General features: G+C 62.5%; 8 protein-coding genes. 5 read left to right on the forward strand and 3 right to left on the reverse strand.

Annotated elements, in window-relative coordinates:
• Positions 1-99 precede the first annotated feature (99 nt).
• Positions 100-2,184, reverse strand: coding sequence for a catalase (locus RMO81_RS16090; protein ID WP_310476977.1), 2,085 nt, complete (start codon positions 2,182-2,184; stop codon positions 100-102).
• Positions 2,185-2,580: 396 nt separating this feature from the next.
• Here RMO81_RS16090 and RMO81_RS16095 point away from each other — a divergent pair, with 396 nt between their 5' ends.
• Entirely contained in the window at positions 2,581-3,060 is a 480-nt protein-coding gene (locus tag RMO81_RS16095) for a hypothetical protein (RefSeq protein WP_310476979.1), read from the forward strand.
• Between the two features lie 245 nt (positions 3,061-3,305).
• Here the strand turns inward: RMO81_RS16095 and RMO81_RS16100 are convergent, their stop codons facing one another.
• Complete coding sequence (locus tag RMO81_RS16100) at positions 3,306-4,040, reverse strand: arginyltransferase (RefSeq protein ID WP_310476980.1); 735 nt, start codon at positions 4,038-4,040, stop codon at positions 3,306-3,308.
• Positions 4,041-4,150: 110 nt separating this feature from the next.
• The gene (locus RMO81_RS16105) at positions 4,151-5,395 is read right to left on the reverse strand and encodes a threonine ammonia-lyase (RefSeq protein ID WP_310476981.1); all 1,245 of its coding nucleotides are present in this window, start codon (positions 5,393-5,395) and stop codon (positions 4,151-4,153) included.
• A gap of 177 nt (positions 5,396-5,572) precedes the next feature.
• Here RMO81_RS16105 and RMO81_RS16110 point away from each other — a divergent pair, with 177 nt between their 5' ends.
• From RMO81_RS16110 to RMO81_RS16125, 4 genes are all read left to right on the forward strand, one after another.
• On the forward strand, positions 5,573-5,971 hold the full coding sequence (locus RMO81_RS16110) for a thioesterase family protein (protein ID WP_310476982.1): 399 nt from the start codon (positions 5,573-5,575) through the stop codon (positions 5,969-5,971).
• A gap of 35 nt (positions 5,972-6,006) precedes the next feature.
• Positions 6,007-6,876 (forward strand): NAD(P)-dependent oxidoreductase, encoded by an 870-nt coding sequence (locus RMO81_RS16115; protein WP_310476983.1) that lies wholly within the window; start codon positions 6,007-6,009, stop codon positions 6,874-6,876.
• Positions 6,873-7,400 carry a GNAT family N-acetyltransferase gene (locus RMO81_RS16120; RefSeq protein WP_310476984.1) on the forward strand — a complete coding sequence of 176 codons (528 nt, stop codon included), beginning with the start codon at positions 6,873-6,875 and terminating at the stop codon, positions 7,398-7,400. Before RMO81_RS16115 ends, RMO81_RS16120 begins: the two co-directional genes overlap by 4 nt.
• Positions 7,401-7,418: 18 nt before the next feature.
• Positions 7,419-8,990: amidohydrolase (locus RMO81_RS16125; protein ID WP_310476986.1), on the forward strand; the 1,572-nt coding region annotated here is incomplete at its 3' end.

Below are 8,990 nucleotides of genomic sequence, written 5' to 3' on the forward strand. Positions count from 1 at the left end.
CCAGGTGCTGCCAAAGCTCCGCGCCTTCATCGATCATGTGAAGGCGGCGCTGGCCACCGGGATGCTGGACCGGCTGATTCCGCCCGCTTGAACCCGATCTCAATACACCGGGCGCACATCCGATTCGCGGGCCCAGATGCGGCCGGCGGCGGCGGTTTCGATGAAGACGCCGGCACCGGGATCGAGGTCGCAGATGCCTTCATCTTCCCTGATGCCAGCGGCCGCGAGCAGGGGCAGGGCAGCCTGGGTGGCACCGATCACTTTCAGGTGGGCGAAGGCATCGTGAACCCAGGCAACGGCGGCGGCATCGCCGAGCAGGGCCGTGGTGCCGGCTTCGGATGCAAGAATGGCCACGGCGTCGAACAGCACCGAAGGGCCGCCTGCCAGTTGGTGATCGGCCCTCAGGCGGGCGCCGTCGCTGAGGGTAACGCCGCCGATGGTGGGGCAGATGATCTTTACCAGGGCGCAGGCGCCGCGGGCGGCCTTCAGCAGTGATGTCATGGCACCAGCATCGGCGCCGTCTGTCACCAGTGCGCCGATCTGGCGGCCGGTGAGCGGCGGCACACCGCGGGCCAGCATGCTGAGGCTGGGAGCGGGGGCGAGATCGGTGCGCGGGGCCACGGCAGGGGCGGCGGCGGTAATGGGTTCGCTGTGACCCAGGCCGGCGGAGACGCGGTTGCCCAGATCGGCATCGATCACCACCAGATGGCCCAGCATGGCATCACGCACGATGGCGGCCTCCACCTTTGAAAGTTCGAACACCAGGGCGGCGACGATATGATCCTGTTCCGGTACGCTCTGGCTTTCGAAGAACAGGCGGGCCTGGCTGTAGTGATCGCTGAACGTGGCGGAGCGTTCGCGCTGCTTGGTGCCCATCATGGCGGCGGGAAAACTGCGGAAGCCCTGGGTCGGGCTTTCGCGCGGGCCCGACGGATCGAGCAGGCTGGGCGTGTAGGTGACGCGCTGCGGGTGGACCTGCATCTGCATGTGGCCGTCGCGCTGCATATTGGTGAACGGGCATTTCGGCGCGTTGATCGGGATCTGGTGAAAATTGGTTGAGCCGAGCCGGCTGAGCTGCGTGTCGAGATAAGAGAAATTGCGGCCGTGCAGCAGCGGATCGTCAGAAAAATCGAGGCCGGGCACCAGATTCTGGGTGCAGAACGCCACCTGTTCGGTTTCATCGAACACATTGGCCGGATTGCGATCCAGCACCAGCCGGCCGATCACGCGCAGCGGCACGATTTCTTCGGGGATCAGCTTGGTGGCATCGAGATGGTCGAAATCAAAGCCGGCAGCGTCGTCTTCGCTGAACAATTGCACGCCCAGTTCCCATTCGGGGAAATCGCCGGCTTCGATGGCATTATAAAGGTCGCGGCGGTGGAAATCGGGATCGGCGCCGTTGATCTTCACCGCTTCATCCCACACCACCGATTGCAGGCCCAGCTTGGGCGTCCAGTGGAATTTGACGAAGGTGGATTGGCCAGCGGTATTGACCAGGCGGAAACTGTGCACGCCAAAGCCCTGCATCATCCGCACCGAGCGCGGGATGGTGCGATCCGACATCTGCCACATCACCATGTGCATGGCCTCGGGCGTCATCGCGATCCAGTCCCAGAACGTATCATGCGCCGAAGCCGCCTGCGGAAAGCCGCGATCCGGCTCTTCTTTCACGGCGTGGGCCAGATCGGGGAATTTCATCGCATCCTGGATGAAGAACACCGGGATATTGTTGCCCACCAGATCCCAATTGCCCTCCTTGGTGTAGAATTTCACTGCAAAGCCGCGCACATCGCGCGCCAGATCGGCCGATCCGCGATTGCCGGCCACGGTGGAAAACCGCACGAACACCGGGGTGCGTTCGCCCACTTCCCCCAGCACCCGCGCGGCGGTGAGTTCGGCCAGGCTGTCGGTCAGCTCGAAAAAGCCATGCGCGGCCAACCCGCGGGCGTGGACAACGCGCTCAGGGATGCGCTCATGATCGAAATGAAAGATCTTCTCACGCAGCACCATGTCTTCCAGCAACAGCGCCCCGCGCGGACCGGCGCGCAGGCTGTTGTGATCATCGGAAATCATCATGCCGTGATTGGTGGTCAGCACCGGCTGGCCGGGTGCGGCGATCTGGTGTGGCTCACCGCCGGTGCCTGTTTTGACGGCGGCCGGCGAGGGACTGGTGGACTTGGACATGGCAACAGGCTTTCTGCAAGGGCGGTGCGATGACAACGCGCCCGGCCGGCTGTTGTTCCCGTGTGGGTAAGGGAAGAAAGGAACAAGGGCCTCCGGCGGGCAGGGCCTGAGGCCCTGCACCCACTTTCGTTTGGTTTTGGGGCAACACGGACTAACGAGTCACCATCGGGCGGCTGAACTTTGATATCCAGAAAAGCGCGAGCGACATTGACTTATTGCATGTCAAGCATAGTATTGGCTCGTTGGGGGGATCTATGAATTCAAAAAAGAATCTGCTGATGATGCTGACAGCATGCACTCTTATTTCGTGTGGAAAAAGTGGCGGAGATGGACCATCAGGCAGCGCTGAGAGTTCGCTAGTCAGCGAAAAGCAGGACTCCGGAGGTGATCTAGATCGTGACACTGCAAAAAAACCAAATCGAACAAAAGATATTTGATCGTGAATTTGGCTTTGTCTCCACTTGGACAAAGACTGTTGGAGTATCTCGGTGCTTGAATGACGGCGGCTGGTTGCAAAAATTGACAGGCGAATACCATTTCGACCTTGTCGAATCTGTAAAGGAATTTAGTTATTTTCGATTCAACATCTGGAAACTTCAAGAACTGATTAAGAATGGGGGAGTGAATGAGTCAAATGACATTGATGTGGAAATGCATTTTGAGATTCCGAGTAAAGTAAAAGATGTAGAAATAACAGGAATAACTTCTCTTGCAGAGAATATAAAACAGATCGAGTTTAGGGGAAAAGTGTATTTTCCTAACGAAAACCTGTCATGTTTTGAGAATCCAATTCCTTTCTCCTCAGTTATTGCAGCAAGAAAATATGATGATGGCTGGCGCCTTTATCAGATTGAAAACACAAATCATCTGGACTGATAATTGAAAACTGTAGGATGACCATGTGTGCATGGCGACGCATTCGGTTGACGTAGCATGAGTGGCAAAGGCAGATTTGCGGGCGATATTTTCAATCTTTTTCTCATGTGCGTTTGATCTGCACGCAACGCACGTGCTCGGAGTCTGCAATCATGGCCGCGCTGGCTGTTTCTGATTTGTTTGGTGTCGAGTATGGTGGAGTGGATTGTCCCGACAAGGTCACCATGAGCAATTGATGGGGCTACTCAGTCCACTTCCCGCCATTGCCCGCCGATCAGCGCTTCGACCGGGCGGAACTTGGTTTTGTAGGCCATGCGGGAGCAGCCTTCGATCCAGTAGCCCAGATACACGAACGCCAGCCCGGCGCGGGCGGCGCGGGTGATGTGGTCGAGGATGATGAAGTTTCCCATGCCTTGGCGGTCGGTGAGATCGGGGTCGTAGAAGCTGTAGATCATCGACAGGCCGTCGGCTTGTTTGTCGGTGAGGCAGCAGCCGACGAGGCGGCCCATGCGGCCATCCGCGGCGGGTTCGCGATATTCGACCATGACCGTGTCCACTGGCGATTGTTCGACCATGTCGGCGAAATCGTGGCTGTCCATTGCGGCCATGCCGCCATCGGGGTGGCGGGTGGCGAGGTAGCGGCGCAGCAGGGCCCATTGTTCTTCGGTGGCCCAGGGTTCGCAGGCGTGCACATCCAGATCGGCGTGGGTGGCCAGCAATTTCTTCTGGCTGCGGCCGGGTTTGAAGCGGGCGGTGGGCACGCGCACCGAGATGCAGGCGTTGCAGCCATCGCAGCTGGGGCGATAGACGACATTCTGGCTGCGGCGGAAACCGATGCGGCCCAGCGCTTCGGCCATGGCGGGTGCATCATCGCCTTTCAGTTCGGCAAAGACCTTGCGTTCGGTGCGGCCCGGCAGATAGGGGCACGCCGAGGGGGCGGTGACGAAAAATCGCGGAAACCGATAGGATTGATCCGTCACGCCTGAACGCCCTTACCCTCGCCAAGCGGCACCCTGCGGACCGCGCTTCCCCCCGATAACGGCGATGCTAGCGACAGATTGCGCTGCGGCCAAGTCCGGTTGGCGCCAAATCAGTCCGCTTCGACCATGCGCGTTTCGTAACCGGCGGCGCGCAAGGCTTCGACCAGCCGATCGAGGTGATCGCGGTCGCGGGTTTCGCATTCGATATCGGTGATCAGGCCCTTGGCCGGCAGATTGGTGAAGACGCGCTGGTGATAGACTTCCAGGATGTTGACCTGCTGCTGATCAAAGATGCGGGCGACTTCAAACAATTGCCCGGGCCGATCCTTGAGCCGGATGCGCAGGCGCGCCAGCCGGCCGGAGCGCGCCAGATCGCGCAGCAGCACGTTGGCGAGCAGGCGCGTATCGATATTGCCGCCGCACAGCACCAGGCCGACCTTGGCACCTTTGAAGCGGCGCGGATGGGCGAGCAGCGCGGCAAGGCCGGCGGCGCCAGCGCCTTCAACCACGGTTTTTTCGATGGTGAGCAGCAGCGAGACAGCACGTTCCAGATCGCGTTCACCCACCAGCACGATATCATCGACCAGTGCGCGCACCACTTGCTGGGTCAGCACCCCGGGGTGTTTGACAGCGATGCCTTCGGCCAGCGTGTCGCCGTCGCAGGTGGCGGTTTGGCCCTTCATCGCGGCATACATCGACGGGTACAGCTCGGCCTGCACGCCGATCACGCTGATTTCCCGGTTTTGCGCCTTGGCGACGGTGGCGGTGCCGGAGATGAGGCCGCCGCCGCCGATGGGGATCACCAGCGTATCCAGTTCCGGCACGTCTTCCAGCATTTCCAGGGCAACTGTGCCCTGTCCGGCCATTACCTTGGCGTCGTCGAACGGGTGGACGTAGACCAGCCCTTTCTTGGCGGCCAGTTCCAGCGCGTGGGCGCTGGCGTCGTCATAAGTCTCGCCGAATAGCACGACATTGGCATCGTGGCTTTCGGTCTGCTGCACCTTCACGATCGGTGTAAAGCGCGGCATCACGATGGTGGCCGGGATGCCAAGCCGGCGGGCGTGATAGGCCAGGCCCTGCGCGTGGTTGCCGGCAGAAGCCGCGATCACGCCGCGGGCGCGTTCTTCCGCCGTCAGGCTCAGCAGGCGGTTCAGCGCGCCGCGTTCCTTGTAAGCGGCGGTGAACTGCAGATTTTCGAACTTCAGCCAGACCTGCGCGCCTGTGAGCGCGCTCAACGTTTCCGATTTCAGGCATGGCGTGCGGATCACCTTGCCGGCAATATTGGCGGCAGCGGCCTCCACATCGGCATGGCTGATCGGCAAGAGGGCCGGCGAAACGGGAGCGGTGGCGTTCATTCCTGCTCCATAACGCCGCAGGGCGGGCAGCGCTACCCGTAGAAGGGGGCGATTTCTGCTGGCGTGATTGACCCATCGAACCGTCGCATTGGGGCAGGGCTGGCCGCCGTCTGGACTTGACCAAAGGCCAGGGGCATGAGCATTTGGTCCTGTTTTTTGCGAAGGGATTCGTGTTCGATGTACCGGCATGACGTGGCAGTGGTGCCGGCAGACATCGACCACATGGGGCATGTCAATAACGCCGTGTACCTGCGGTGGGTGCAAGATGCGGTGGTGGCCTATTGGCAGCACACTGCGCCGGCCGATGCGGTGGCCGCCCATCTGTGGGTCGCGCTGAACCACAACATCAGTTACCGGGCGCCAGCGTTTCTGGACGATGATGTTGTGGCCAGCGTGGTCGCCGAAAGCGTGCAGGGCGCGCGGGCGTTCTTCACCACCATGTTCAAGCGCGGCGAACTGGTGATCGCCGAAGTGAAAAGCACCTGGTGCTGCATCGATGTCGCCACCATGCGCCCGGCGCGTCTGGCTCGCGACGTGGTGTCGTTGTTCCTGCCGGTCGCGCCCGCCGCCTCCTGATTGCGCGACTGGCGTGCCGGCGTTAGAGCCGGCGCATGGGCAAGCAAATCGCATATCTGGGTCTGGGCGTGATGGGCGGGCCGATGGCGCGCCATCTGGCGGCGGCCGGGCATAGCCTCACCGTCTATAATCGCACCGCCGGGAAGGCTGCTGCCTGGGTGGCGGCGCACGGCGGCCGCGCCGCGCCAACCCCGGCTGTGGCAGCAGTAGGCGCTGATGTGGTGATCGCCTGCGTTGGCGCCGATGCCGATCTGGAAGCGGTCACCCTCGGCCCGGATGGTGCCTTTGCGGCAATGGCGCCGGGCGCGCTGTTCATCGATCACACCACGGTTTCCGCCGCCATCGCCCGCCGGCTGGCCAGTGCAGGCGATGCGCTTGGGTTGCACGTGGTGGATGCCCCGGTTTCGGGCGGCCAGGCCGGGGCCGAGAACGGCAAGCTCACCATCATGGTTGGCGGCAGCGCAGCGGCTTTCGCGGCAGCCGAACCAGTGATGGCCGCCTATGCCGCCCGCATCGGCCACATGGGCCCGGCCGGCAGCGGTCAGCTCACCAAGATGGTCAATCAGCTGTGCATCGCCGGCATCCTGCAGGGGCTTTCCGAGGGCTTGGCGCTGGGCATGAAGGCCGGGCTGGACATGGACGCGGTGGTAGACGTGATTTCGAAAGGCGCCGCCCAGAGCTGGCAGATGGACAATCGCGCCCGCACCATGACGCGCGGTGAATTTGATTTCGGTTTCGCGGTGGACTGGATGCGCAAGGATCTCGGCCTGGCGCTCGACGAAGCCCGCCGGCTGGGCGTGCCGCTGCCAACGGGTGCGCTGGTTGATCAATTCTATGCCGATGTGCAGGGCATGGGCGGTGCGCGGCAGGACACGTCCAGCCTGATCCGGCGGCTGGTGCGGTGACGATCCGCTACCGCCCGGCACAGCTGCCGGATGATGCGGCGCTGCTGATTGATCTCAACGCCGAATATCTCGATTTCGTCTTTTCCGGCGTTGCCGCGCGCTTTGGCGTCACGCTGGACGATATCTTCCCGGGCGGCGACATCCGCGCCTATCTGCCCGCCGCCCTGCCCAAAACGCTTGGCCCCGGCCCGCCTGAAAGCAGCTTTTACATCCTCGAACAGAATGGCGTGGCCCTAGGCATGGGCGGCGTGCGCCGGGTGCGGGAGGGCGTGTGCGAGATGAAGCGCGTTTATGTGCGCGATGCGGCCAAGGGGCAGGGGCTGGGCCGCCGTCTGGTGGAGCGCCTGATCGAAGATGGCCGCGCCTTCGGCTATCGCACCATGTTCCTTGATACCTCGCCCACGCTGGAAACTGCGATTGGTCTTTATGAGCGGCTGGGCTTTGCGCCGATCCCGGCCTATCCTGAAGTGGAAGTGCCGGAAATCATGTTTCCGCACTGGGTGTTCATGGCAAAAGACCTTTGAAAACAGGAAGAACCTGAAATGAAAAAACTGCTGCTTGCCGCACTATTGGCCACCGCCACGCCGGCGCTGGCCGACACGCTCTACACCAACGCCAATGGCTACACGCTCGACAGCAAGGGCGAATTGCAGCGTTTTGCCACGCTGGTGGTGGGCGATGATGGCAAAGTGGTATCAACGTTGCAGGCCGGCGCGGCGCTGCCCGCCGGCACGCGCGTCGATGTGAAGGGCGCCACGCTGTGGCCGGGCCTGATCGATGCGCACGGCCATGTCATGGGGCTCGGCGAGCTGAAACTGGTCGTCGATCTGCGCGACACCGCGTCGATTCCCGAAGCCTTGGCTCGCATCAAGGCTGGCACGCCTGCCGCCGGCTGGATTCTGGGCCGCGGTTGGAACCAGGAACGCTGGTATGCCGATGGCAAGTTGATCAATCGCTTCCCCACCGCTGCCGAGCTGGACGCGGTAACAGGCGATCGTCCGGCCTGGTTGGGCCGCGTTGATGGCCACGCCAGCTGGGCCAATACAGCCGCCATGAAGGCCGCCGGGATCACCAAGGATACCAAGGACCCAGCTGGCGGCGAGATTATCCGTGATGCTGCCGGCAACCCCACCGGCGTGTTCGTGGACAGGGCACAAGCGCTTGTCAGGAGCGTCATCCCCAAGGACGATGCCGCACGACTTGATCTCGCGCTTGAAAAGTCTCTGGAAACCATGGCCGAGGTAGGCCTTACCGGCGCGCACGATGCCGGCATGGATAAGCCGACCTGGGATCGTTACGTCCGCTTTGCCAAGGCCGGCAAGCTGACCGCGCGCATCTATGCGATGGCCGGCGGGCCGGATGCCCGCAAGGCAATCGCGCCCACCGGCCCGATCCCGTGGAGCTACAACGACCTCATCGCCATGCAGTCAATGAAGCTGGTTTCCGATGGCGCGCTTGGTAGCCGCGGCGCCTATCTGATTGCGCCCTATGCCGACATGCCGAACACGCGCGGCTTGGAAATCACGCCGGCCGACAAGCTGAAGACCACTATCACAGAAGCGTCGCGCGAGGGTTTTCAGGTCAATACCCACGCCATCGGTGATCAGGCCAACCGGTCCACCATGGATGGCTATGCCGCCGTGCCGCTGGCCGAGCGGGTGAAGCTGCGCCACCGCAACGAACATGCGCAGATTGTGGACATGGCCGATCTGGGCCGCTTCGCCAACCTGAAGGTCATCGCCTCCATGCAGCCCACCCACGCCACGTCCGACAAGGGCATGGCCGAAGCCCGCGTGGGCGAGGCGCGGTTGCAGGGCGCTTATGCGTGGCAGCAGATCAAGAAAAGCGGCGCTGAACTGGCCTTCGGCAGCGATTTCCCGGTGGAACCGCCCGATCCGATGTTCGGCCTGCACGCCGCCGTCACCCGCCAGTCCCGCGATGGCCTGCCGGCTGGCGGCTGGCGCCCGTGGGAAAAGGTCAGCCTGGCCGATGCCTTTGCCGGCTTCACCACCTGGGCCGCCCGCTCCGGCCACAATGAAACCAAGGTGGGCACGCTGGAGCCGGGCAAATATGCCGATTTCATCACCCTGGAACGCGATCCGTTCACCGCGCCG

This window comes from Sandarakinorhabdus sp. (assembly GCF_031422795.1).
Taxonomy (GTDB): Bacteria; Pseudomonadota; Alphaproteobacteria; order Sphingomonadales; family Sphingomonadaceae; genus Sandarakinorhabdus.

Coding starts and splice junctions, on each gene's coding strand:
- RMO81_RS16090 (WP_310476977.1), bottom strand. CDS start 2,184: ATGTCCAAGTCCACCAGTCCCTCGCCGGCCGCCGTCAAAACAGGCACC.
- RMO81_RS16105 (WP_310476981.1), bottom strand. CDS start 5,395: ATGAACGCCACCGCTCCCGTTTCGCCGGCCCTCTTGCCGATCAGCCAT.
- RMO81_RS16110 (WP_310476982.1), top strand. CDS start 5,573: ATGTACCGGCATGACGTGGCAGTGGTGCCGGCAGACATCGACCACATG.
- RMO81_RS16115 (WP_310476983.1), top strand. CDS start 6,007: ATGGGCAAGCAAATCGCATATCTGGGTCTGGGCGTGATGGGCGGGCCG.